Below are 22,407 nucleotides of genomic sequence, written 5' to 3'. Positions count from 1 at the left end.
AAGCCCCCCATGAACCAGATCTCCCTCGCGCCCCGCGCCCTGCACGAGCAGGCGGGGAACACCCCTACCGTGCTGAAGGCCGCCATCCGCCATCTCCTGCCGGAGATCCGCTCCCGCGCAGCGGAAGCCGAACGGCGGCGCCAGATTCCGGACGAGAACGTCGCAGCCCTACGCGAGGCCGGGCTGTTCCGCACCGTGCAACCGCATGCCTTCCACGGCTTCGAGCAGGACTTCGCCATCCTCGCCGATCTCATCATGGATGTGGCGGGTGCCTGCCCTTCGACCGGCTGGGCTTGCGGCCTGCTGGCTGCGCACCAGTGGCTGATCGCGAGCTTTCCCGAGGAGGCGCAGCGCGATGTGTGGGACGGAAACCCCGATGCCACTGCCTGCGCCTCCTATGCACCCACCGGTAAGGTGCGGCCTGTCGAGGGTGGCTTCCGCCTGACGGGCCGCTGGGCCTTCGCCAGCGGCTGCGACGCCGCCGACTGGGCCATCTGCTCCGTGCTCGTCCCTGACGGTGCCGAGGGCGAGCCGCCTGTGCTCTCCTTCCTGCTGGTGCCGAAGGCCGATTTCACCATCGATGACACCTGGCATGCCGTGGGCCTCGCCGGCACCGGTTCCCGTACCGTAGTGGTGGAGGATGCTTTCGTGCCCGCTCACCGCGTGCTGCGGGTGCGGGATACCGGCACCGGCAGGACCCCCGGCCGCGACTTCCATGACGTGCCGCTCTACGCGATGCCGATGCTCTGCAACATCCCGTCCTGTCTCGCCGCCACGGCGGTCGGGGCTGCCGGCGGGGCGCTGGAAAGCTATCTCGACATGACGAGCCATCGCATCACGCGGGGCGCCGTGGCTGGCGGCGGCAACCGCATGGCGGAATTCCCCACCATCCAGCTGCGTGTCGCCGAAGCGGCCGCTTCGGTGGATGCCGCCCGGGAAATCCTGTTGAGGGATCTCCGCGCCCGCGCCGAGACTGCCCGGTCCGGCGAGGAGATCTCGGTGGAGGACCGCATCGCGAGCCGCCGGGGCCAGTCTTTCGCCACCAGCCTCGCACTGCGTGCGGCGGAGGCGCTGAACGCCTCCACCGGCGGCCAGGGGCTGGACCTTTCCAATCCGGTGCAGCGCGCCTGGCGCGACGTCAACGCGGTCGCCCGTCATATCAGCCTGAACTGGGACGCGGTGGGCAGCATGGCCGGGCAGCTCGCCCTGGGCCTTGAGCCGAAGGGGCAGTACTGACATGCCCTTCGCCTCCATCCGCGGCACTCGCCTGTATCACGAAGTTCTGGGTGAGGACGGTCCCTGGGTCATGCTTTCCCCGGGCGGCCGCCGCAGCCTGGACGAGATGCGCGGCATCGCAGCCGTCGTGGCCGATGGCGGCTGCCGCGTCCTGCTGCACGACCGCCGCAACACCGGCCGCTCCGGCGTTTCCATCGAGGACACGGCGAGCGAGTTCGAAGTCTGGGCGGACGATGCCATGGCGCTGCTGCGGGAGCTGGGCGCGGAGCGGGCCATCCTCGCCGGCTCCTCCTCTGGCTGCCGCATGTCGATCCTGATGGCGCTGCGCTATCCGGGCATTGCTCGCGCCCTGTTCCTGATGCGGCCGACCGGGGGAGAATTCGCCGTCCGCCGCCTGGCACGACGCTACTACACGATCTTCATCGAGGCGGCGGAGCGCGGCGGCATGGCCGAGGTCATCCGCACCGACCATTTCCGCGATCTGGTCGAAGCGGAACCTGCCCGCGCCGAAACGCTGCTCGCGATCCCGCCCGAACGCTTCATCCGCGTCATGCGCCGGTGGCGCGACAGCCTGGAGCAAGGCTTGCACACGCCCATCCTGGGTGCGACGGAGACGGAGCTGCGACAGCTCGATCTACCCACCTGCATCGTGCCTGGCAACGACAACACTCACTCCCGCGCCACGGGCCTGCTGCTGGCCGGCATCATGCCGGATGCGGAACTGGATGAGCTGGAGACCCGGCACCAGGACGTGGACATCGTGCCGATGACGGACTGGCTGGATGCCGGGACGCTGGGACGCTCACTGCTGGGCTTCGTGCGCCGCCGCGCCCTGGCCGGGGAAGCCGTGACATGAATGCCGCCTGGAAGAAGAACGAGAGGAACACAGGAATGATTCTGATCTCCAATGGAGGCGAGAACGCGCATCGCGTTGCCTCTCCCGGCGGCAGCATGGCCATCGGCACGGTCGATGGCGTCTTCCTGCTGGAGAGCAAGAGCGCCCAGAACTGGTTCCTACGCGGCCGCGCGCTGGAGGGAATCTTCGTCAGCGGACTGACGCAGCTCGAAGACGGCCGGCTCTTCGCCGCCACCCACGGCTGCGGCATCGCGCGCAGCGACGATGCGGGGCGGAGCTGGCGCTTCGTCAACAACGGCATCACGCAGTTCGACGCCTGGGCCATTCGCAGTGGGCGCCTGCGGGGCGAGGAGGTGCTGATCGCCGGCACCATGCCCGCCGCGCTGTTCATCAGCCGCGACGGCGGGGAAAGCTGGTCGGAACTGACCGCGCTGCGCGAGGTGCCCGACGCGCATCGCTGGTTCTTCCCTCCGCCGCCGCACCAGGGCCATGTGAAGGAGATCGTCATCCAGGGCGACCGCCTCTATGTCGGCATCGAGGTGGGCGCGCTGCTGGTCTCCGAGGACGGCGGCGGCAGCTTCCGCGCCCTGCCGGTGGACCCAGACCCGGCCGAAGTGGACATGCACCGCATCGCCGTGCATCCCGATCGGCCCGGCCGGATCATCGTCTCCAATGGTTTGGTCGGCATGATGGAAAGCCATGACGACGGTGCCACCTGGCAGCGGAACGCCTTCGCCGCGGAGCTCGACTACCCCGAGCCGATGGTTGCGCATCCCGATCAGCCGGACCTGATCTTTGTCGGCGGCGCGGTGGGCTGGCCGCCGCACTGGTACAGGCTGGGCCGCGCCCGGGGTCGCATCGCCCGCAGCACCAATGGCGGAAAGAGCTGGACGACGCTGCTCGGGGGTCTGCCGAACGGACAGCGCGCCATGTGGGGCGGGCTGACGCTGGAGGCCTGGACCGACGGCTATGCCCTCTATGCCGCCGATACGGATGGGCAGGTCTTTGCCAGCCGCGACGGTGGAGAGACCTGGTGCATGATCGCTGAGGTCGCACCCGTGTCGAAGGGCGATTTCTACCGCGGCCTCGCCAAGGGCCGCCCGCGCATCGCGAATGTGGACGACATGATGTTCTTCGATGCGGCTAAGGATCGCATGGGCAAGGTCGAGGTCTGACGACACCAGCCGCGCCCGTCATCCGCCGTAGAGCGGAGCGGGCGCGGTCATCCGCAAGAAAGAACCAAAGGGAACGGACATGTTCAAGGAAGGAAGCAACCGGCGCGGATGGAGCATCGCGCTGGCCTCGGCGCTGGCTTTGATCGTTGGCCAGGGCTCCATCAACGTCTTTGCCGCCGGAGTGTTCCTCAAGCCCGTCTCGCAGGAGCTGGGTTTCGGGCGCGGCACCATGGCGGCGGCCATCGGCGTCTCCAACCTCATGGCAGCGCTGGCCACGCCCTTCTTCGGCCGGTTGCTCGACCTCCATGGCGTGCGGCGCCCGCTGCTGGTCTCCATCGTGCTATTCGCGGCCGCCACGACAGCGATGTGCCTTCTCAACGCCTCCCCGGCCATGGTGTTCTTCCTCTATGCCCTGGCTGGCTTGTGCAGTGTCGGGCAAAACCCGACATCCTACTCCAAGGTGGTCACGCGCTGGTTCGACCGGCAGCGCGGCCTGGCTCTCGGCGTCACGCTGGCGGGCGTGGGAATGGGCACGGCGCTGGTGCCCATGGCCTCCGAATTCATGATCCGCAGCCTGGGCTGGCGGCTGGGCTATGTCGGGCTCGGCGTCGGCATCATGGTCCTGGCCTTCCTGCCAGCTCTGCTGGTGGTCCGCGAACCGACGGCAGCGGAGGCACCGCATATGCATGGCGCGGGCAGTTCTGGCACCAGCTTCGCCGAGGCGGCGCGGATGTGGCGCTATTGGGCCATGGTCGCGGCTTTCTGCATCGCCGCCTTCGTCATCAACGGCACGCTGGTGCATGTGGTGCCGATGCTGACCGATCGCGGCATCCCGCCCGCCATCGCGGTGACCGCCATGACCGGGGCAGGGCTGGCGCTGATCGTCGGGCGTCTCTTCGCCGGCTGGCTGATGGACCGCATCTTCGCCCCTTATATCGGCGTCTTCTTCCTGCTGTGCCCCCTGGCTGGGTTGCTGCTCCTGGGCAGCGAGGCCGCCTATCCTTGGCCCCTGGTAGGAACAGTGCTGCTGGGCCTTGGTATCGGCGCCGAGATCGACCTGATGTCCTTCCTCATCGGCCGCTACTTCGGCACACGTGCCTTCGGGGCGCTGCACGGTACGATGTTCTCCTTCGTCATGCTGGGGCAGGCGGCCGGGGCGGGCGCGCTGGGCTGGACTTTCCAGGCATTGGGTTCCTACGAGACAGCCTTCGTCGGGCTTGAGGTGCTGCTGATCGCCGCTTCTGCACTGCTTCTGGTGCTTGGGCCTTACATCTACCCGCCTCCGGCACGTATTCCGCAGACCGACGGGGCCATTGCTCCGCAAGGCCTGTCTCACTGAGCAGCTCAACTACTCGGTCATGGCCGACCATGGGGTCGGCTATGACAGGGATGAGCCAGTCCAGCCGAGTAGAGTGCTGCGGGTATGGGCGCAGGAACCCTGGGCATGGACAGCAGGAATGGACAGGCTGCCGACGCCCAAGGCGCCGGCAGCCAGGAGCTAAGGCGCGCCTCTTCGTTGGAAGACCTCCCGGATGATCTGTTTGTATCCCGCCATGGCAGTCTGTGTGAGGAAATCTAGACTCACCGGACGTGGTTACGGTCATCGCCGGAGATCACGGCTGCTCAGATGCCGAACGCGATGCCCTCCCGCCGGTAGATGTCCTTCACCAATTGCAAAAGCAGGGCGATCTCTGGCGAGCGGTCGCCTTTGCGTGTGCTCATGATCACCGGCGAGACCGCCTTCTCCTTGATCGGGCGATAGGCGACGTTGTCGCGCCGCAGCGTCTCGACCGAGGCCGGGACGAGACAGATGCCGCTTTCCGCTGCGACCAGCCCCAGCGCCGTCTGCAATTCCCGCATCTCGTGCACCATGGCGGGGCGCAGCCCGTGGTCGCGGAACAGTGCCAGAACCTGGTCGGCAAAGCTGGGCCGGGGCGTCTTGGGATAGACGATCAGCGGCGCCTCAGCCAGTTCCGAGAGGCGTAGCGGCCGTTCGAGCAAACTCAGCGGATGGTGGAGCGGCAGAGCGGCCACGAGCCTCTCGTTGCGCAGCACCGTGCGCTCCACGGCTGGCTCGTCGAAGGGGATGCGTCCGTATCCGACATCGATGCGCCCGTCCTTCAGGGCAGCGATCTGGTCCAGAGTGTTCAGCTCCAGCAGCGTGAGCTCCACCTGCGGGCGCGCGGCGCGATAGGCGCGGATCACCTCCGGCAGCCGGCCATAGAGGGTCGAGGCCACGAAGCCGATGCCGAGGCGCAGCTTCTCCGCTTCCTGCAGGCGGCGGCTGATCGCTTTCATCTCGTCCACGACCTCAAGCACCTGCACCGCCTGGCCGAAGAGCACCCGTCCCGCATCGGTGAGCCGGACCGGCCGCGTGCCACGCTCGAAGAGCACCACGCCCAGCTCATCCTCCAGCTGCTGGATCTGCCGGCTCAGCGGCGGCTGCGCGATGTGCAGCAGCTCCGCCGCACGGGTGAAGTTCCGCTCGCGCGCCACGGCCACGAAATAGCGGATCTGCCGGAGTTCCAGTTGATACCTCCTGGGTATGGTGAAGACTGATTCAGTCTTGGATTGCTGCGCTGCACACGGTGAATAACTGCCGAAGCAGGAGGAAAATAATGGTCCAGGTATCGTCCGGAAAGCCGCCATCGCGTCTTCGGCCCACTTTCCGCCCCGACATCCCGCATCCCCCCATCCCGGCCTAGCACTCCCATGCAGGCCTCGGCGTGCGACCGGGAGCCGCCGGCGACATGACGCCCGCACTGGGCATCCGGGATCAGAACCAGAACATACAAGGAGGCAAACGATGCTCGATTCCGTGCAGCAAGTGATCGATACCGCCCTGGAAGACGATGCCGCCGCCGGTACCTACCGTGTGGCACGGGACATCTTCACGGACCCCGCCCTCTTCGAGCTGGAGATGCGGCACATCTTCGAGGGAAACTGGATCTACCTGGCGCATGAGAGCCAGATCCCGAACAAGAACGACTACTTCACCACGCATATGGGGCGGCAGCCCATCTTCATCGCTCGCAACCGCAATGGCGAGCTGAACGCCTTCATCAATGCCTGTTCCCATCGTGGCGCCATGCTGTGCCGCCACAAGCGGGCGAACAAGAGCAGCTTCACCTGTCCCTTCCATGGCTGGACCTTCAACAACTCCGGCAAGCTGCTGAAGGTGAAGGACGGCGAGGGCGCAGGCTATCCCGAGAGCTTCAACAAGGACGGCTCGCACGACCTGACGAAGGTGCCGCGCTTCGAAGCCTATCGCGGCTTCCTCTTCGGCAGCTTGAATCCCGATGTCCTGCCGCTTGCCGATCATCTGGGCGAGGCGGCGAAGATCATCGACATGATCGTGGACCAGTCCCCGGACGGACTGGAGGTGCTGCGCGGCTCTTCCTCCTACATCTATGACGGCAACTGGAAGTTGCAGACGGAGAACGGCGCCGACGGCTACCATGTCTCCTCGGTCCATTGGAACTACGCGGCCACGACGCAGCAGCGCAAGCAGCAGGAACAAGGCGACAAGGTGCGCGCCATGGATGCCGGCGGCTGGGCGAAGCAGGGCGGCGGCTTCTACTCCTTCGAGCACGGCCACCTGCTGCTGTGGACGAACTGGGCCAATCCGCAGGACCGGCCGAACTGGGAGCGGCGCGAGGAGCTGGCGGCGCAGTACGGCCAGGCGCGCGCGGACTGGATGGTGCAGCGTTCGCGCAATCTCTGCCTCTACCCGAACGTCTACCTGATGGACCAGTTTTCCTCGCAGATCCGCACCTATCGACCGATTGCCGTGGATAAGACCGAGGTCACCATCTACTGCATCGCGCCGAAGGGGGAGGCGCCCGAGGCGCGTGCCCATCGCATCCGCCAGTACGAGGATTTCTTCAATGCCTCCGGCATGGCGACGCCGGACGACCTGGAGGAGTTCCGTGCCTGCCAGATGTCCTACATGGCCCGCAACGCCCGCTGGAACGACATGTGCCGCGGCGCGACGCATTGGATCCAAGGTGCCGACGAGGCCGCCGACGCGATCGGGCTGAAGCCGCTGATGAGCGGCCTTCGCACGGAGGACGAGGGCCTCTTCGTGCTGCAGCACGAATACTGGCGCGACGAGATGCGCAAGGCCCAGGCCCAGGCCCAGGAAGCGGCGAAGGGCTGAGGAGGAAACCATGTCCATCACGCTCGAAGCTCCGTCCGCCACGGAGCAGAAGACGCTCTCCGCCGAGGATATCCGCCAGTTCCTGTATCGTGAGGCACGCTGCCTGGACGATCGCGACTGGGATGGCTGGCTCGCCCACTATGCGCCGGATGTCGAATTCTGGATGCCGGCCTGGGATGACGACGACGAACTGACCGAGGACCCGCAGTCGGAGATCTCGCTGATCTGGTACGGCAACAAGGGCGGATTGCAGGACCGCGTCTTCCGCATCCGCACGGAACGTTCCAGCGCCACCAGCCTGCCGGAGCCGCGCACCTCGCACAACATCAGCAATGTGGAGATCCTGGAGCAGACGCCGGGCGAATGTCGCCTGCGCTTCAACTGGGTGAATCTCAGCTTCCGCTACAAGACGACCGACACCTATTTCGGTACCTCCTTCTATACGCTCGACACCAGCGGCGCGCAGCCGCTGATCACCCGCAAGAAGGTCGTCCTGAAGAACGACTACATCCACCACGTCGTCGATATCTACCACATCTGAATCGAAGGGGAGGACATGATGAGCAACAGGATCGCCCTGAACTTCGAGGATGGTGTCACCCGCTTCATCGATTGCGGCACCGGGGAGACCGTCGCGGATGCTTCCTACCGCGCCGGCATCAACATCCCGCTCGATTGCCGCGACGGCGCCTGCGGCACCTGCAAGTGCCGCGTGGAAGCGGGCACCTATGACGGCGGCGACTATATCGAGGATGCGCTGACCGAGGAGGAGGCGGCGGAGGGCCTGGCGCTGGCCTGCCAGATGCGGCCGAAGAGCGACTGCGTGGTCGGCATCGCCGCCTCCTCGGAAGTCTGCAAGACGGCGGGCCAGCGCTTCGAGGCGAGCCTGGCGAAGGTGGAGCGCCTGTCCGACACCACCATCGCCTTCTCGCTCGAAGGCGCCGGCAGCATCACCTTCCTGGCCGGCCAGTACGTGAACGTGCAGGTGCCGGGAACAGAGGAGCGCCGCTCCTATTCCTTCAGCTCCACCCCGGGATCGGACGTCCTCTCCTTCCTCATCCGCGACATCCCGCAAGGCCGGATGAGCACCTTCCTGCGTGAGCAGGCGCAGCCCGGCATGCTCATGGACATCGTGGGCCCTTCGGGGAGCTTCTACCTGCGCGACCTGCGCCGGCCTGTGCTCTTCCTGGCAGGCGGAACCGGCCTGGCGCCCTTTCTGGCCATGCTGGGGCGGCTGGAGCAGACCGGGACGGGCGGACATCCGGTGCATCTCGTCTTCGGCGTGACCAACGATGCGGACTTGGTGGAGCTGGGCCGGCTGGAGGCCTATGCCGCCAGCATCCCCGGCTTCACCTTCGCCACCTGTGTCGCGGCCGAGGCCAGCGCCCATCCGCGCAAGGGCTATGTCACGCAGCACATCGAGCCGGAGCGCCTGAACGACGGCAACGTGGACATCTACCTCTGCGGCCCGCCACCGATGGTGGATGCGGTACGTGGCTGGCTCACCGAGCAGGGGATCACACCCGCGAACTTCTACTACGAGAAGTTCTCGCCCAGCGGCGCCGTGACGGCGACCGGCGAATCGCATCGGAAGGCGGCCTGAGATGGGAACGCGTGTTTACGAAGGCCGCTTCGCCAGCAAGGTCGCCGTCGTCACCGGCGCGGCGCAAGGCATCGGCCGAGCCACGGCGCTGCGGCTGGCACGGGAGGGCGGCAGCGTCGTCCTCGTGGACCGTTCCGAACTGGTCGCCGAGCTGCGGCAGGAGATCGAGGCCGAGGGCGGCAAGGCCCTGGCCGTTACCGCGGATCTGGAAAGCTATGCCGGTGCCGCCTCCGCCATCGAGCGGGCGCAGGAGCGCTTCGGTCGCGTCGATATCCTGATCAACAATGTCGGTGGCACGATCTGGGCCATGCCCTATGCCGAGTATGGGGAGGCACAGATCGAGGCGGAGATCCGCCGCTCGCTCTTTCCGACGCTCTGGTGCTGCCGTGCCGTGCTGCCGGCCATGATCGCGGCGAAGGGCGGGGTGATCGTCAACCTCTCTTCCATCGCCACGCGCGGCGTCAACCGCGTGCCCTATGCGGCGGCGAAGGGCGGTGTGAACGCCGTCACAGCCTGCCTCGCCATGGAATATGCCGCGCACAACATCCGCGTCTGCGGCATCGCTCCCGGCGGCACCGAGGCGCCGCCGCGCCGCATCCCGCGCAACCCGCAGGAGATCGGGGAGCAGGAGAAGGCCTGGTTCCGCGAGATCGTGGAGCAGACCCTCTCCTCCAGCCTCATGCACCGCTACGGCACGACCGAGGAGCAGGCCGCCGCCATCCTGTTCCTGGCCTCGGACGATGCCTCCTACATCACCGGCGTCACCCTACCCGTCTCGGGCGGCGATCCCGGCTGACACATCCCCAACCCCGTCGCCGCTCCGGCGGCCAAGCAGGAGGAAAAGAACCATGACCGACAGCGTGATGAAGATGCCTGAGGTGCAGACGCTACTGACCAAGCTCAGCGGCTTCGAGCAGGCCAACGGCGATGCGCGGATGAAGAAGATCATCAACCGCGTCGTCGCCGACGTCTTCAAGATCATCCAGGAGTTCGACGTGCAGCCGGACGAGGTCTGGTCCGCCGTCGACTACCTGACCCGGGTGGGTCAGGCGAACGAGGGCGGCCTGCTGGTGGCTGGGCTCGGGCTGGAGACCTTCCTTGACATCCGCATGGACGAGGCCGAGCGCAAGGCCGGCATCGAAGGTGGCACGCCGCGCACCATCGAGGGGCCGCTCTACATTGCCGGTGCGCCGCTCTGCAAGGGCGAGGCCCGGCTCGACGACGGCAACGAGCAAGGCGAGGTCCTGTTCATGGACGGCCAGGTGCGGGACGCGGAGGGCAACCCGGTGGCGGGCGCCATCGTCGATGTCTGGCACGCCAACACCCTGGGCGGCTATTCCTTCTTCGATCCGTCGCAGGAGAAGTACAACCTCCGCCGCCGCATCGAGACGGATGCCGAGGGCCGCTACCGCTTCCGCTCCATCCTGCCCTCGGGCTACGGCCTGCCGCCGGAAGGACCGACGCAGGAGCTGCTGAACCATCTCGGCCGCCACGGCAACCGGCCGGCGCACATCCACTTCTTCGTCACTGCGCCTGGCTTCCGCAAACTGACGACGCAGATCAACATCGACGGCGACAAGTACCTGCACGACGACTTCGCCTTCGCCACGCGCGACGAGCTGATCCCGCCGGTGCGCCGCATCGACGAGCCGGCCGAGGTGCACAAGCGCGGCCTGAACGCGCCCTTCGCCGAAATCACCTTCGACTTCGTGCTCAACCGCGACGCGGTGGCCGCGCCCAGCACGGAGATCCACCGCGTCCACGCCGAAGCCGCGTGATGCCGCCGCCCGGCCGTCCCATCGTGGCGGCCGGGTCCCCACGGCCTTCCCCATCCAAGGTTATGCCCATGCTCGACAGCCCCATCACCGCCCCGGCCGACCTGCGGCGTGACCTCGCCATCGCCTCGATCCGCAGCACCATCGTGGATGTGCCCACGGTGCGACGGCACAAGCTCTCCTCCCTGTCCGTCACTGCCCAGAGCTATGTCATCGTCGAGGTGAAGCTGGCCAACGGCGTCACCGGCATTGGCGAGGCCGCGACTCTCGGTGGCCCACGTTGGAGCGAGGAAAGCGTCGAGAGCATCAAGGCGAACATCGACACCTATCTTGCCCCGGCCATCGCCGGTCTGCCGGCGGACCGCTTCGAGCTGATCGGCATTCAGCTCGATGCCGCCGCCAAGCGCAACACCGCCGCCAAATCCGCCATCGAGACGGCGCTGATGGATGCGGTGGGCAAGACCCTCGGTATCCCCGCCGCGCTGCTGCTGGGCGGCGTGGTGCGCGACCGGGTGCCCGTACTCTGGACCCTGGCCTCGGGCGACCCCGTGCAGGAGGCCGATGAGGCGGAGCGGAAGATCGCCGCGCGCCTGCACAACACCTTCAAGGTCAAGATCGGCGCGCAGGCGCCGGAGACCGACCTGGCCCGGCTGCGCCATCTCCGCAAGGCACTGGAAGGCCGCGCGACGCTGATCGTCGATGCCAACCAGGCCTGGGACGAGACCACGGCGCTGCGCTGCCTGCCGATGCTGGCGGAACTCGGTATCACGCTGGTGGAACAGCCCGTGCCGGCCTGGGACCTGGACGGACTGGCGCGGCTGCGCCGCCGTTCCACCGTGCCGCTGATGGCCGATGAATGCGTCTTCTCGGCGCATGACATGTTGGCCGTGGCGCAGCGCGGCGCGGCCGACGTGGTCTCGCTGAAGCTGGTCAAGCATGGCGGCCTGCTGAACACTCGCAAGGTTGCCGCTGTCGCCGAGGCCGCCGGGATCGGCCTCTATGGCGGCTGCTTGCTGGAAAGCTCCGTCGGCGCCGCGGCGCATCTGCAGGCCTTCGCCGGACTGCGCAGCCTTGCCTGGGGCTGCGAACATTTCGGGCCGCAGATCCTCACCGACGACCTGGTGACGGAGCCGCTACGCTTCGAGGACTTCCACATCCATCTTCCCGCCGGTCCCGGCATCGGCGTCACCCTCGATCAGGACAAGCTGCGCCGCTACGCACGCGCCTGAACCACACAAGGACGGTTGCCATGCTCTACTGCGTCCAGATGGACATCCACGTGCCGCACGACGTGGACAGGAACGATTTTGAACGCCTGAAGGTCGAGGAGAAAGCCGTCTCCCAGAAGCTGCAGCGCGAGGGCAAGTGGCCGCATATCTGGCGCGTCACCGGCCGTTACGCCAATGTCAGCATCTTCGACGTGGCCGATCACGACGAGCTGCACGCCATCCTCTCCGGCCTGCCCCTCTTCCCCTTCATGCAGATCACCGTCACGCCGCTTGCGAGGCATCCCTCCTCGATCGCGTGACGTCCCCCGCGCCGTCGCCTCCGTTTGCGGAGTGGCGGCGTGGCCACTGCCGGTTGCGATGACAACGATAATCCCCAAACAGGAGGACTTCCGGTAATGACCACCGCACGATCCATCGACGTCCAGGATCTCATCAACACCCATCCCGTCTCGCGCTTCCAGGGGATGGTCATGACGCTCTGCTTCCTCGTCGTGGCCATCGACGGCTTCGACACGGCGGCCATCGGCTTCATCGCTCCGGCGCTACGCGCGCAATGGGGCGTGACGCCGGCGCAGCTCGCCCCGCTCTTCGGTGCAGGGCTGTTCGGCCTCATGGTCGGCGCCTTCCTCTTCGGCCCGCTGATGGACAAGATCGGGCGCAAGCGCGTGCTGCTCGGCGCCACCGCCTTTTTCGGCGCGGCGACCCTGGCCTCCTGCTTCGCCACCTCGGTCGAATCCCTGGTGGCGCTGCGCTTCGTCACCGGACTCGGCCTCGGCGGCGCCATGCCGGCCGCCATCACCCTCACCTCGGAATTCTGCCCCGAGCGCCGGCGCTCCACGCTGGTGACGCTGATGTTCTGCGGCTTCACCATCGGCTCCGCCGCCGCGGGGCTCGCCGCCTCGCATATTGTGGCGGCCTATGGCTGGCAGGGCCTCCTGGCGCTGGGCGGCCTCCTGCCGCTGCTGCTCGTGCCGGTGCTCTGGGCGCTGCTGCCGGAATCGCCGCGCTACCTGGTGCTGCGGGACGCACCGGCCTCCCGTGTCGCCGCCATCCTCGCCCGCATCGCGCCCGGCGCCCCGCTGGATGGCGCCGTCTTCACCGGCATCCGTCGGCCCAAGGGCTCGCCCGTGGCGCAGCTCTTCCGTGGCGGGCTGGCCACGGGCACGCTGCTGCTCTGGCTGGCCTTCTTCATGAGTCTGCTCGTCTTCTACCTGCTCTCCTCCTGGCTGCCGCTGCTGATCACCACGGCGGGCTTCTCGGTCGCCAATGCCTCGCTGATGGCCGCCACGCTGGCGACCGGCGGCACGGTGGGCGCCATCATCATCGGCCGGCTGATGGACCGCTTCGAGCCGCACCGCGTGCTGGCGGCCTCCTATCTCCTGGCCGGCTGCTTCGTCGCCCTGCTCGGCAGCACCACGGCGCAGCCCGCCCTGCTGGTCTTCGCGATCTTCGGCGCCGGCTTCGGTGTGGCCGGGGCGCAGGTCGGGCTCAACGCCCTCTCCGCTGCCTACTACCCGACCGCCAATCGCGGCACCGGGGTGAGCTGGGCCAATGCGGTGGGGCGGATCGGCTCCGTGCTCGGCTCCATGGTGGGTGGGGTACTGCTGTCCCTGGGCTGGGGCCTCGACACGGTGTTCAGCGTCGCCGCCGTGCCGGCCTTCATCGCGGCCCTGGCCATGCTCACCATGGCCTCCGTCAGGGCCCGCGCCCCCGCCGCCGCGGTGACGGTCAGCCCCGCGGCCTGAGCCCCGCCAGCCGATGCGTCGCGTTCCGGCCCGATCGGGACGCGGCGCGGTACCTCATGGAAGGAAGCCTCCCCATCATGGCTCAGAAGCACCCTCGCATCGCCATCGTCGGTGGCGGGATCGGCGGCCTGACCCTGGCGCTGGCCCTGCGCCAGCGTGGGCTGCGGGCCGAGGTCTACGAGCAGGCCCAGTTCCTGGCCGAGATCGGCGCGGCCGTGGCGCTGTCCGCCAATGCCACGCGGGAACTGGACCGGCTGGGGCTGATGCCGGCGCTGAGCGCCGTGTCCGCCGAACCGACGGAGTTGATCTACCGCGACTGGCACGACGGCCGCCGCATCGCCGCGCATCCGGTGTGCGAGGGCGGTGCCTACCGCGCCCGGTTCGGCGCCCCCTATTTCGGCGTCCACCGCGCCGACCTGCAGAAGGTCCTGAGCGGCGCCCTGGGCGGGGAGGGACTGCATCTGGGGTACCGCCTCACCTCGGTCGAGGAAGCGGGGCCCGTGCTGCGCCTGGGCTTCGCCAACGGCCACGTGGCCGAGGCGGATCTGGCGATCGGCGCCGACGGCGTCCGTTCGGTCCTGCGCCGCTGGGTCACGGGGCGCGAGGAGACCCTCTATTCCGGCACCAGCGCCTTCCGCGGCATCGTCCCGGTGGACCGCCTGCCTTCACTGCCGGACCCGCGGGCCATACAGTTCTGGATGGGGCCGGCGGCGCATCTCCTGCACTACGCGATCGGCGGCGACGGCGGGCATGTCAACTTCTTCGCCGTGACCGAGGGGCCTTGCCCCTGGCCGCGCCGCGACGCTTGGCTGGACGAGGCCTCGCGGGAGGAGGCGCTGGCGGCTTTCCAGGGCTGGCACCCCGCCGTGATCGAGATGATCGGTGCCGCCACACACCACGCGCGTTGGGGTCTCTTCGTCACCCGGCCGCTGCGGCGCTGGTCGCGCGGGCGGGCGGTCCTGCTGGGCGATGCCGCGCATGCCATGCTGCCCCATCACGGACAGGGCGCGAACACCACCATCGAGGATGCGCTGACCCTGGCGGAGCTCCTGGGCCGTAGCGAGGCGATGGAGGCGGTCCTGCCGCGCTACGAGGCGCTTCGCCGGGCACGCACGCGCAAGATCCAGCGCAGTTCCTGGGTCACCAACGCGCTGCTGCACCTGCCCGACGGGCCCGGCCTGGCGGAGCGCGACCGGCGCGTGGCGCGCTTCCCCCAGGATTTCGGCTGGATCCACGGTTTCGACGCCCTGCGATCGGTGGACGGGCCGTCCGGACCTTCCCTGTCACGGGCCAGGGCGGCGTGAACCGGCTCGACGGCATCGCGCCGCTCCTCTTCGTCGGTATCTGGGCCACCGGCTTCGTGCTGGCGCGTTTCGTCGGCCCCTATGCGGAGCCGCTGGCCTTCCTGACCCTGCGCTTCGCCCTGAGCGCCGTCGTCTTCGCCCTGCTGGCCCTGGCCGCCGGCGCCCCATGGCCCCGCTCGGCACGCGCCTGGGGTGCCGCGCTGCTGTGCGGGGTGCTGATGCAGGGCGCCTATCTCTTCGGCGTCTTCTGGTCGGTGCGCCACGGCCTGCCGGCGGGGATCGCCGCGCTGGTGGGCGGCCTGCAGCCACTGCTGACCGCCGCGCTAGCCATTTCCCTGCTGGGTGAGGCGGTCGGGCCGCGCCGCTGGCTCGGCATCGGTCTCGGCTTCGCGGGGGCGGCACTCGTCCTCGCGCCGGGCTTGGCCGTGACGGGTGACGGTGGTCCCAGCGGGTTGCCGCTGCTGCCGCTGGCGGTCTGCCTGGGCGGCACCCTGGCCATGACCCTGGGCACGATCCTGCAGAAGCGCACCGGCGCGGGCGGCGACCTGCGGGCCGGCGCGGCCGTCCAGTTCCTGGGCGCCACGCTGGCCATGGCCCCCATCGCCGTGGCGGCCGGGGAATTCCATTTCAACTGGGCTTGGCAGGCTTGGGCAGGGCTGGCCTGGGGTGTCCTCGGCCTCTCGGTCGGCGCCATCGGCCTGCTATTGCGGATGATCCGGCGGGGTGCCGTGTCCGGCGTGGCCTCGCTGTTCTACCTCGTGCCGCCGGCCGCCGCGCTGATCGCCTATCTGGGGTTCGGTGAAAGCCTTGGGCTCCTCCAGATCGCCGGGATGGGCCTCGCCGGCCTGGGCGTCGCTCTGGCCAGCCCTGCCGCCCCCGCTTCTGCTCCCCGCGTCGCCCAGGCCCCCAACCGGTCCGGAAGGGCCGCTCCGGCCTCCCTCTCAGGACGATGACCATGCAGCGCCGTTCCCTCTTGCGCGCCCTCCCGGCCCTCGCCATGGCCACCTGCGGGCCGGGCTTCGCCTTCGCCGAGGCCGCCTGGCCCACTCGCCCGATCCGTCTCATCGTGCCTTTCCCGCCGGGTGGGGCCATCGACGCCATGGCGCGCCTCCTGGCCCCGACCCTCGTCGGCACGCTCGGCCAGCCCGTGGTGGTCGAGAACCGCGCCGGCGGCGGCGGGACGATCGGCACGGCGGCGGCGGCGCAGAGCACGGACGCGCATACGCTGCTCATGGTCTCCATGGCGTATGCGGTGAACCCGGCGCTCTCGCCTCATCTTCCCTATGACGGGCTGCGCGACTTCGCCGCTGTGGCCCCGGTCGCGGTGGTACCGAACCTGCTCGTGGTGCCGCGGGACAGTCCTTGGGAAAGCCCGGCCGATGTCATCGCCGCCGCGCGCCGCGCCCCGGGCGTGCTGACCTATGCTTCCGCAGGCAGCGGCACCTCGATCCATCTCGCGGGTGCCCTCTTCGCGGCGCTATCCCGAACCGAGCTGACCCATGTGCCCTACAAGGGTTCCGGTCCGGCCCTGTCCGATCTCGTCACGGGCCGGGTCGACATGATGTTCGACAGCCTGACCTCGGCGGCGCCGCAGCTCGCCTCGGGCCGGCTGCGGGCCCTGGCGGTGACCACCGGCCGGCGTATCGCCGCCCAGCCCGACCTGCCGACACTGGCCGAGGCCGGGGTCGCTGGCTACGCGCTCGATCCCTGGTTCGCCATGCTGGCCCCGGCCGGCCTGCCGCTGGAGGGGCGGCGCAGGATGGAAGCCGCCGTGACAGGCGCCCTGCGGGACCCCGCCATGCGCGACCGCCTCGCCGGCATCGGCGCCGAGCCCATGGATGGCGACGCCGAAAGCCTCGACCGCCTGCTGCGCCAGGAAACCGCGCGCTGGAAGGATCTGGTGCGGGAACTGTCGATCCAGCCCGACTGAACGATCCGCCCCCGACAACACCTAATTGCAGGGAGAAACGAATGCTCGCGAGACAGATGACGATTCAGGAACTGATCGACGCGGAGCCGATAGGCTGGCGCCAGTGGAAGGTGTTCGCTCTTTGTTTCCTGGTCGCCGCGCTGGATGGCTTCGACACACAGTGCATCGCCTATACCGGCCCGGCGATTGCCCGGGCCTTCGGCATGACCTCCGCCGACATGGGCTACATCTTCATTTCCGGTACGCTGGGCATGGCGCTGGGCGCGATGCTGCTGGGCACCCTCGGCGACCGGATCGGCCGGCGCATGGCTATCATCGGCGCGATGCTGCTCTTTGGCCTCTTCTCCTTGGCCATCGCCTTTGCCGGCGCACCCTGGCAGATCGTGGTACTGCGCTTCCTCACCGGCCTCGGCATGGGTGGCGCCACACCGGTCCTGCTGGCCCTGGCCGCCGAGTACAGCCCGGCCCGGATACGCGGTGCGGTGCTGACCGGCGTGCTGTTGGGACTGCCGGGCGGCGCCGTGCTCGGGGGCCTGCTCGCCTCGGGCTGGATGCCGCTCATCGGCTGGCAAGGCATCTACCTCGTCGGCGGTGCGCTTCCACTGGCGCTGGCGCTGCTCTGCCTCGTCCTCTTGCCTGAATCGCCGCAGTTCCTGGTCGCACGGGGCCGAGACGGCGATGCGGAGAAGAGCCGGCGGCTGGTGCAGCGCCTCCTCGGCCGACCGCTGCCGGAGCGTACCTCCTTCGCCGTCCAATCCAAGGGAGAGCGTGGCTCGGTCCGCAGCCTCCTGGTCCCCGCCTACCGCACAGCGACCCTCGCGGTCTGGACCACTTATCTCTTCAACTGGATCGCCTGGTTCATGCTGCTGCTCTGGCTACCCACGGTGCTGACGGCGTCCGGCCTGCCGGCGGAGAGGGCCGCGATGGGAACGGTGGTGGTGAACACGGCTTTCATCCTTTTCGCCATCCCGCTGTCCTTCATCCTGCCGAAGATGGATGCAAGGCGCATCCTTCTCGCGATGTTCGTTCTCGGCATCGCCCTATGCGTCGGCCTGGCTGCAAGCGGCGAGAACTGGACGCTGGTCTTCATCCTGATCGCCATGGCGGGCTTCGGCATCGGAGGGCAGCAGATCGCGCTGAACTATCTCGTCTCCGGGATTTATCCCACGGAGTTGCGGGCCACCGGGACCGGATGGGCCATCGGCATCGGTCGCTCCGGCGCAATCATCGGCTCGGCGGCAGGCGGTTGGCTCCTCCAGGTTGGTGGGCCTTCCGGCTACTATCTCGCACTCGCGTTGCCGCTGGTCGTTGCCGCACTCGCCGTCGCGATCATCCAGCCGCGCCACGCCCCGGCACGGTCGAGTGGTGTCTCCGCCGCGCACTGACAAGCACCCTGCCTCCTCATCGCGCATGATATTGCGCGGCGCGCGGCATCACGTTCCAGGTCCGGAAACCCGTCGCCCGGTCCTGGACAGCACGACCTGCTGTCCATGGAATTCGCCTCGGCGGGCTGTGACGCGGAGCCGCAGCCCGCCGTCCTCGCACCATGGTAGGGCAACGGCCCAACCTCCGTCGCTCCGGTGCGGCTTAGGCGGGCCACCCCGCCTCAGACGGTCCTCTGGCCGGGCTCCTACTGCATAAACCAGCCGTGGCTTACCACGACCGACTGCCCGGTCAGTGCATTGGTCGGGAACCCGGCCAGGAACACCGCCGTCCGCGCCACGTCGTCCACCGTGGTAAACTCGCCATCCACCGTGTCCTTCAGCATCACGTTATGGATGACGTCATCCTCGCTGATGCCGAGTTCCTTTGCCTGCTCGGGGATCTGCTTCTCCACCAGCGGCGTCCGCACGAAGCCCGGACAGATGACGTTGGAGCGCACGCCGTGAGCCGCTCCCTCCTTGGCGACCACCTTGGCCAGCCCCACAAGACCGTGCTTCGCCGTCACATAGGGCGCCTTGAGCTTCGAGGCCTCCTTGGAATGCACCGAGCCCATGTAGATCACACTGCCACCGCGCCCCTGCGCGTACATGTGTCTCAGGCAGGCACGGGTGGTCAGGAATGCCCCATCAAGGTGGATCGACAGGAGCTTCTTCCAGTCCGCGAAGGCAAACGTCTCGATCGGCGCGACGATCTGAATGCCGGCATTGGACACCAGCACGTCGATGCCACCGAACTTCTCGGCCACCGCATCGATCCCGGCATCGACCTGTGCCTCATCCGTCACGTCCATCTGCACACCCATCGCACGCAACCCATCCGGGTCGAACTCGGCCGCCGTGGCGCGTGCTGCCTCGCCATTCAGGTCTGCAATGGCGATCCGGGCACCGTCAGCAAAGAATTGCCGCGCAATTTCCTTGCCGATGCCACTGGCGGCGCCAGTTACCACCGCGACCTTATCCTGCAGGCTCATGTTGCTTCCTTCTCTGACTTGGCAGACGCCGCACGCGCGCGGCTGGGATGGAGGAAATCATAGGTCGCGACGCCGCCCGGGTCGTCCGGCAAGGTCATCACTTCCGGATGGGCCAACGTCGTCAGGGCATTGTCATAGCCCGAGCGCCAATGCTCCTCCATCGTTCGTCGTGAGAACTCGTAGTCCTTGGACTGCCCCTCGTAGGTCGGGGAACGATAGATCAGTTGCACGATGTTGTAGCGTGCCGGATCGGCGATCTCGGCGAGCGTTTTCGCTTCCGGCGTGTCCCTGAGACTTTCCGGCAGTTGCCTTTGCAGGACATGAAAGGCGGCGCGCAACCGCTGCTTGGCGCGGAACTCGTCTGTCGCGGCACGTGTCCGGCTCGAATACTGGATCTCCTTCATCCGCACCGCGACGCTCATCAGGTCTCCCGGCAGCGCCCCTTCGGCGCTCCACAGATCCACCTGGAAGACCAGCGTGTCCAGTTCGGAGGGTGCCGAGAGAACCCAGTCGAGCGGCGTGTTCGATACCATGCCGCCATCCCAGTAATGTTCCCCGTCGATCTCCACGGCAGGAAAGCCCGGAGGAAGGGCACCGGATGCCATCACATGCTCGGGTCCGATCCGGTCACTCGCATTGTCGAAATAGGCGAAGTTGCCCGTTCGCACGTTCACGGCACCGATGCTCAATCGCATCTCCCGCCGGTTGATCCGGTCGAAATCGACCAGATGCTTCAGCGTGTTCCTCAAGGTGCCGGTGTCGTACCAGCTCGTGGCCCCGGGGGTTCCGCTGGGCTGCAACGGAGGTGGCAGCAGCCTGGGGCTGAAGAAGCCTGGGACCCCGCGCGCCAGTACCTCACCGGCCGAGAGCTGGTTCACCGCGGCACGGAGGCTGACAGCCAGCGGGGTATGCGGCAACCAGCCGCCCCATATGGCAGATCCCGTGGTCACGCTTTCCCAGAATTCACGTAGCTTTGCGACGCGTTCCCCGGCTGGATTGCCCGCAATGATCGCGCTGTTGATCGCTCCGATGGAAATGCCCGCGATCCAGGTCGGCTCGATCCCATGTTCGGCCAGGGCCTCATAAACCCCTGCCTGATAGGCTCCCAGTGCCCCCCCGCCTTGCAGCAGCAAGGCGATGCTCTGGAATGGTGTGTTCGTGGCGCAGGCCGAAGCGGCCGGAGCCCTTGCGCCTGCCGTCCTAGTCACGTTCCGGGACCGGGACGTTGAAGCCGTTCAGCGTCGTGGACACGAGACTGTAGAGACCGACCAAATAGATGAGCTCGTTGGTCCCATGTTGACCGAAGCTGTCGACCGCCAACCTGTAGACTGGCTCCGGCAGCACACCACCTCGTACCAATGCATGGGAGAAATCATAGACCACGCTCTCCTGCGGCGAGAAATCCACCGGCTTCACGCCCGCTGCAAGGCTCGCAAGCCGCTCGGGCTTCATGCCCTCCTTCTCCGCCACGGCGATATGCGCATAGAGCTCGTAGGCAGCCTTGAAATGAGCCCCTACCACCAGGATGGCGATCTGCCGCAGGTTGTCGGGCAGGCTCGCCTCGGCGGTCAGGGCGAGGGTGAGTTCCCAGATCGCCTTTCCGATACGTGGCTCGTGCAACCAGGGGTTCCAGGGCCCCATCAATGCGCCGTCCTCCCGCTTCACCTGAAAGGCGTTGAAGTTGCTGGAGATACCCTTGAGCATGTCCTCATAGAGAGGTTTCTGCTCTGCGTTGAGGTCGTTCGGTGGAATCAGGGGAAGTCGCAAAGCTGGGTCTCCTTGTGCCGCTGCTACCGCCCTGCACATTGATGCTGCGGTGCCGCATATCCATTTTCCCGGAACGCTCAAGCTCTATTCCCGTTTGACGATCGTGACATTGACTCTGTGTCATGTCAGCCCGTCGCCGTGCCGTCGGGAGCGGTAGCGGGCCCTGTTCGCTGCGTCGTTGGCTGCGCTTCCGTTGGCTGCGAGAGGTGACGAAATAAGGGGGGCTTCTGCAGCCATGGCGGCTTCAGCCCCACCGTCCGCTTCACCACACCGGCATTGGGCTTCGTCAGACCAGCACCATGATGCCCAACGTGGTCTTGCCGCAACCGCTGGATCCCGCGAGATGGTCAGGACTCCCCGCCAGACATCCTCTCTCATCTGGAAGCATCCACGTCCGTAACATCCTCCAGGCCCTGCTCACCCCGTGGTCCGGCCGCCACAATGCCATCCGTGGAGGGCCATGCCGCTTGCAACTGCGCCATCTTCGCTACTTCGTCGGCATCGTGGAGGCGGGGAGCTTTTCGCGTGCAGTGGCGACCATCCATGTCGCCCAGCCCGCGCTCAGCCAGCCGCTTTTCCGGCAGCGCCTTTTCCTCGTGTGCCGGCAAGGGGGGGCACCGATGACGGCAGGAGGCGTGGCCCTGCGCGAACTGGCGGCAGTGCCACTGGTATTTCCGGCGCCGCCGAACACCACGCGCGGCCTGCTGGACCGTGCCTTCCTGCTTGCCGGGGTGAAGCCGTTGATCGCGGCGGAGACGAACACGCTTTCCAGTATGCTGATCGCCGTGCAGATGGGCCTCGACGACTGGGCTTGGCGTCGTGGACGTCGCTACGGAACCATTCTCGTTGATCTCGAGCGCAATCGGGTCGTCGACCTGCTGCCCGATCGTCAGCCCGATACCCTCGCCGGCCGGCTGCGCCAGCATCCCACGACAGCCTCCTCGACCCGCATGCGGCATGGCTGGAGCGGCGCTGGGCCGAGGGCTGCCACAACGCCGCGCGGCTTTGGCGTGACCTGCGAGCCTGTGGCTTTGCCTGTGGCATGAGCATGGTGCGCGACTGGGCCTTGGCACGCAGGGCGGAATCGTGGCCGCAAGCGCCGGCGGCGCCGTCATGGCGGGCACCGGAAGGTCGCGGATTGGCCCGCCTTATGAGCATGGAACCGGAGGCGCTGCCCGAACCCGAGCGCCTGCTTGTCGCGCAGGTGGCGGCCGA

General features: G+C 67.7%; 20 protein-coding genes and 1 pseudogene. 17 read left to right on the top strand and 4 right to left on the bottom strand.

The annotated features are described in order from the left end of the window. Nucleotides 1-9 precede the first annotated feature (9 nt). The 4 genes from RGI145_RS21060 to RGI145_RS21045 all read left to right on the top strand — a co-directional run bounded on the left by RGI145_RS21060 (nt 10) and on the right by RGI145_RS21045 (nt 4,606). The gene (locus RGI145_RS21060) at nt 10-1,236 is read left to right on the top strand and encodes an acyl-CoA dehydrogenase family protein (protein WP_075800487.1); all 1,227 of its coding nucleotides are present in this window, start codon (nt 10-12) and stop codon (nt 1,234-1,236) included. A gap of 1 nt (nt 1,237) precedes the next feature. Beyond that, nucleotides 1,238-2,092, top strand: a complete 855-nt coding sequence (locus tag RGI145_RS21055; protein WP_075800486.1) for an alpha/beta fold hydrolase — start codon at nt 1,238-1,240, stop codon at nt 2,090-2,092. A gap of 35 nt (nt 2,093-2,127) precedes the next feature. Beyond that, nucleotides 2,128-3,267: a WD40/YVTN/BNR-like repeat-containing protein gene (locus RGI145_RS21050; protein WP_167668387.1), complete on the top strand. Its 1,140-nt coding sequence runs from the start codon at nt 2,128-2,130 to the stop codon at nt 3,265-3,267. Between the two features lie 79 nt (nt 3,268-3,346). Then, entirely contained in the window at nt 3,347-4,606 is a 1,260-nt protein-coding gene (locus RGI145_RS21045; protein ID WP_075800484.1) for an MFS transporter, read from the top strand. 284 nt (nt 4,607-4,890) lie between these two features. Here RGI145_RS21045 and RGI145_RS21040 read toward each other — a convergent pair whose 3' ends face one another. Beyond that, on the bottom strand, nt 4,891-5,916 hold the full coding sequence (locus RGI145_RS21040) for a LysR family transcriptional regulator (RefSeq protein ID WP_418314514.1): 1,026 nt from the start codon (nt 5,914-5,916) through the stop codon (nt 4,891-4,893). 157 nt (nt 5,917-6,073) lie between these two features. Between RGI145_RS21040 and benA the strand changes: the two genes are divergently transcribed. From benA to RGI145_RS20980, 12 genes are all read left to right on the top strand, one after another. Then, a complete protein-coding gene (benA, locus tag RGI145_RS21035) occupies nt 6,074-7,426 on the top strand; it encodes a benzoate 1,2-dioxygenase large subunit (RefSeq protein ID WP_075800483.1) in 1,353 nt (450 codons plus the stop codon). A gap of 10 nt (nt 7,427-7,436) precedes the next feature. After that, nucleotides 7,437-7,967: a benzoate 1,2-dioxygenase small subunit gene (gene benB / locus RGI145_RS21030; RefSeq protein ID WP_075800482.1), complete on the top strand. Its 531-nt coding sequence runs from the start codon at nt 7,437-7,439 to the stop codon at nt 7,965-7,967. A gap of 18 nt (nt 7,968-7,985) precedes the next feature. Continuing rightward, nucleotides 7,986-9,029, top strand: a complete 1,044-nt coding sequence (gene benC / locus RGI145_RS21025; protein ID WP_075800481.1) for a benzoate 1,2-dioxygenase electron transfer component BenC — start codon at nt 7,986-7,988, stop codon at nt 9,027-9,029. A 1-nt stretch (nt 9,030) separates the two neighbouring features. After that, a complete protein-coding gene (locus RGI145_RS21020; RefSeq protein WP_075800480.1) occupies nt 9,031-9,825 on the top strand; it encodes a 1,6-dihydroxycyclohexa-2,4-diene-1-carboxylate dehydrogenase in 795 nt (264 codons plus the stop codon). A gap of 52 nt (nt 9,826-9,877) precedes the next feature. Next, nucleotides 9,878-10,807 (top strand): catechol 1,2-dioxygenase, encoded by a 930-nt coding sequence (catA, locus tag RGI145_RS21015; protein ID WP_075800479.1) that lies wholly within the window; start codon nt 9,878-9,880, stop codon nt 10,805-10,807. A 68-nt stretch (nt 10,808-10,875) separates the two neighbouring features. Beyond that, complete coding sequence (locus RGI145_RS21010) at nt 10,876-12,033, top strand: muconate cycloisomerase family protein (protein WP_075800783.1); 1,158 nt, start codon at nt 10,876-10,878, stop codon at nt 12,031-12,033. Nucleotides 12,034-12,053: 20 nt separating this feature from the next. Further along, nucleotides 12,054-12,332, top strand: a complete 279-nt coding sequence (catC, locus tag RGI145_RS21005) for a muconolactone Delta-isomerase (protein WP_075800478.1) — start codon at nt 12,054-12,056, stop codon at nt 12,330-12,332. 96 nt (nt 12,333-12,428) lie between these two features. After that, complete coding sequence (locus RGI145_RS21000; protein WP_075800477.1) at nt 12,429-13,778, top strand: MFS transporter; 1,350 nt, start codon at nt 12,429-12,431, stop codon at nt 13,776-13,778. A 77-nt stretch (nt 13,779-13,855) separates the two neighbouring features. Next, nucleotides 13,856-15,082, top strand: a complete 1,227-nt coding sequence (locus tag RGI145_RS20995) for an FAD-dependent monooxygenase (protein ID WP_075800476.1) — start codon at nt 13,856-13,858, stop codon at nt 15,080-15,082. Further along, on the top strand, nt 15,079-16,035 hold the full coding sequence (locus tag RGI145_RS20990; RefSeq protein ID WP_075800475.1) for a DMT family transporter: 957 nt from the start codon (nt 15,079-15,081) through the stop codon (nt 16,033-16,035). Before RGI145_RS20995 ends, RGI145_RS20990 begins: the two co-directional genes overlap by 4 nt. A 2-nt stretch (nt 16,036-16,037) precedes the next feature. Continuing rightward, nucleotides 16,038-17,012, top strand: coding sequence for a Bug family tripartite tricarboxylate transporter substrate binding protein (locus tag RGI145_RS20985; protein ID WP_237183349.1), 975 nt, complete (start codon nt 16,038-16,040; stop codon nt 17,010-17,012). A gap of 56 nt (nt 17,013-17,068) precedes the next feature. Next, complete coding sequence (locus RGI145_RS20980; protein ID WP_208864043.1) at nt 17,069-18,397, top strand: MFS transporter; 1,329 nt, start codon at nt 17,069-17,071, stop codon at nt 18,395-18,397. Between the two features lie 245 nt (nt 18,398-18,642). Here RGI145_RS20980 and RGI145_RS20975 read toward each other — a convergent pair whose 3' ends face one another. The 3 genes from RGI145_RS20975 to RGI145_RS20965 form a co-directional block, all read right to left on the bottom strand. Then, nucleotides 18,643-19,425: a 3-hydroxybutyrate dehydrogenase gene (locus RGI145_RS20975; protein WP_075800472.1), complete on the bottom strand. Its 783-nt coding sequence runs from the start codon at nt 19,423-19,425 to the stop codon at nt 18,643-18,645. Further along, nucleotides 19,422-20,558 (bottom strand): patatin-like phospholipase family protein, encoded by a 1,137-nt coding sequence (locus RGI145_RS20970; RefSeq protein ID WP_237183348.1) that lies wholly within the window; start codon nt 20,556-20,558, stop codon nt 19,422-19,424. Before RGI145_RS20970 ends, RGI145_RS20975 begins: the two co-directional genes overlap by 4 nt. Before the next feature lie 67 nt (nt 20,559-20,625). Then, on the bottom strand, nt 20,626-21,192 hold the full coding sequence (locus RGI145_RS20965) for a carboxymuconolactone decarboxylase family protein (RefSeq protein WP_075800470.1): 567 nt from the start codon (nt 21,190-21,192) through the stop codon (nt 20,626-20,628). 299 nt (nt 21,193-21,491) lie between these two features. Between RGI145_RS20965 and RGI145_RS26250 the strand changes: the two are divergent. Then, nucleotides 21,492-21,932: pseudogene (locus tag RGI145_RS26250) on the top strand (LysR family transcriptional regulator); the annotation flags it as partial. Nucleotides 21,933-22,407: the final 475 nt, after the last annotated feature.

Origin of the sequence: Roseomonas gilardii (assembly GCF_001941945.1) — a bacterium.
GTDB lineage: Bacteria > Pseudomonadota > Alphaproteobacteria > Acetobacterales > Acetobacteraceae > Roseomonas.
The sequence above is the reverse complement of the archived record's forward strand: the minus strand, read 5'-3'. Positions and strand labels throughout refer to the sequence as shown.